Source organism: Pseudomonas agronomica, assembly GCF_025917275.1.
Classification (GTDB): domain Bacteria; phylum Pseudomonadota; class Gammaproteobacteria; order Pseudomonadales; family Pseudomonadaceae; genus Aquipseudomonas; species Aquipseudomonas agronomica.
Genome location: NZ_JAOSHO010000754.1, coordinates 1 through 1,796, shown reverse-complemented (window position 1 = coordinate 1,796; position 1,796 = coordinate 1). Strand labels below are relative to the sequence as shown.

General features: G+C 60.2%; 2 protein-coding genes. One reads left to right on the top strand and one right to left on the bottom strand.

The features are described 5' to 3' along the window. Positions 1-23: 23 nt before the first annotated feature. Positions 24-1,253: an acyl-CoA dehydrogenase gene (locus tag OC610_RS26860; RefSeq protein WP_264432304.1), complete on the bottom strand. Its 1,230-nt coding sequence runs from the start codon at positions 1,251-1,253 to the stop codon at positions 24-26. A 176-nt stretch (positions 1,254-1,429) separates the two neighbouring features. Between OC610_RS26860 and OC610_RS26855 the strand changes: the two genes are divergently transcribed. Continuing rightward, positions 1,430-1,796, top strand: a 367-nt coding sequence (locus OC610_RS26855) for a LysR family transcriptional regulator (RefSeq protein WP_264432302.1), incomplete at its 3' end; no start/stop codon positions are given.

The window sequence follows — 1,796 nt, the reverse complement described above, 5'->3', positions numbered from 1 at the left end:
GGCGGTATCAGCGTGAATGAGTGTCAGCGCCCGCTACGCAACATCTCCTTGGGCACATATTTGCCGATCTCGAACTTGCCGATGGCAGCGCGGTGGACTTCATCCGGGCCGTCGGCCAGGCGCAGGGTCCGCTGCATGGCATACATGTAGGCCAGCGGAAAATCGTTGGAAACCCCGGCGCCGCCGTGGATCTGGATCGCCCGGTCGATGACTTTCAAGGCCACGTTAGGCGCAACGACCTTGATCTGGGCAATTTCACTCTTCGCCACTTTATTACCGACGGTATCCATCATGTAGGCCGCCTTCAAGGTCAGCAGGCGCGCCATGTCGATTTCCATCCGCGAGTCGGCGATCTTGTCGATGTTACCGCCCAGGCGTGCAAGCGGTCTGCCGAATGCGGTGCGACTGACGGCGCGCTGGCACATCAATTCCAAGGCGCGTTCCGCCATGCCGATCGAGCGCATGCAATGGTGGATCCGCCCCGGGCCCAGGCGCCCCTGGGCAATCTCAAAGCCGCGGCCTTCACCCAGCAGGACGTTTTCGTACGGTACCCGCACGTTGTCGAACAGCACTTCGGCATGACCATGGGGCGCATCGTCGTAGCCGAACACCGGCAATGGCCGGACGATTTTTACCCCGGGGGTGTCCACCGGTACCAGGATCATCGAGTGCTGGGCATGGCGTGGCGCGTCGGGGTTGCTCAAGCCCATGAAGATCAGGATCTTGCAGCGCGGATCGCAGGCCCCTGAAGTCCACCATTTCTTGCCATTGATCACCCATTGATCGCCATCACGCTCGGCGCGGGCGGCCATGTTGGTGGCGTCCGAAGAGGCCACGTCCGGCTCAGTCATGGCGAAGGCCGAGCGGATCTCGCCCCGCAGCAGCGGCTCGAGCCAGCGTTGCTTCTGTTCTTCATTGGCGTAGCGCACCAGGACTTCCATGTTGCCAGTGTCCGGCGCCGAGCAGTTGAACGGCTCCGGCCCCAGCAACGAACGTCCCATGATTTCCGCCAGCGGCGCGTATTCCAGGTTGGTCAGGCCGGCACCCAGTTCGGATTCCGGCAGGAACAGGTTCCACAAGCCCTCGGCTTTTGCCTTGGCCTTGAGTTCTTCCATGATGGCCGTGGGCTGCCAGCGATCACCTTCAGCGACCTGCCGCTCGAACACCGCTTCAGCCGGATAAACATAGGCATCCATGAACGCCGTGACGCGCTCACGCAGTTCCTGAACCTTGGGGGAGTAGGCAAAATCCATCGGCAGCACCTTCTGGCAGAGGTTGTTTTTAGGTCATGGAATCGATGCTAGTTGAGCTACGAAAATTTACCTAACCTATTCTCGGCGTGTATTAACATTCATCACCGATATATGGTTCACTGATTCGCATTGCCACCCGGCACCTCATACAAGCCCAAGAATAAGAGTGCAGCGCCATGAATCTGAGCAAGGTCGACCTCAACCTTTTCATTGTCTTCGATGCGATCTATACCGAAGCCAACCTGACCCGAGCCGGGCAGATCGTCGGCATCACTCAGCCCGCCGTATCCAACGCCCTGGCGCGCTTGCGCGAGACCTTCAACGATCCGTTGTTCGTGCGCACCGCCCAAGGGATGGTGCCCACGCCCATGGCCCAGAATATTATAGGGCCGGTGCGCAACGCCTTGTCGCTGCTACGGGTGTCGGTGCAGGAAAGCCGGATCTTCAACCCACTGCAAGCCGTCAAGACCTACCGGATCAGCATGACCGACCTCACCGAAGGCGTGATCCTGCCGCCGCTGTTCCAGCGCTTGCGCCGACTGG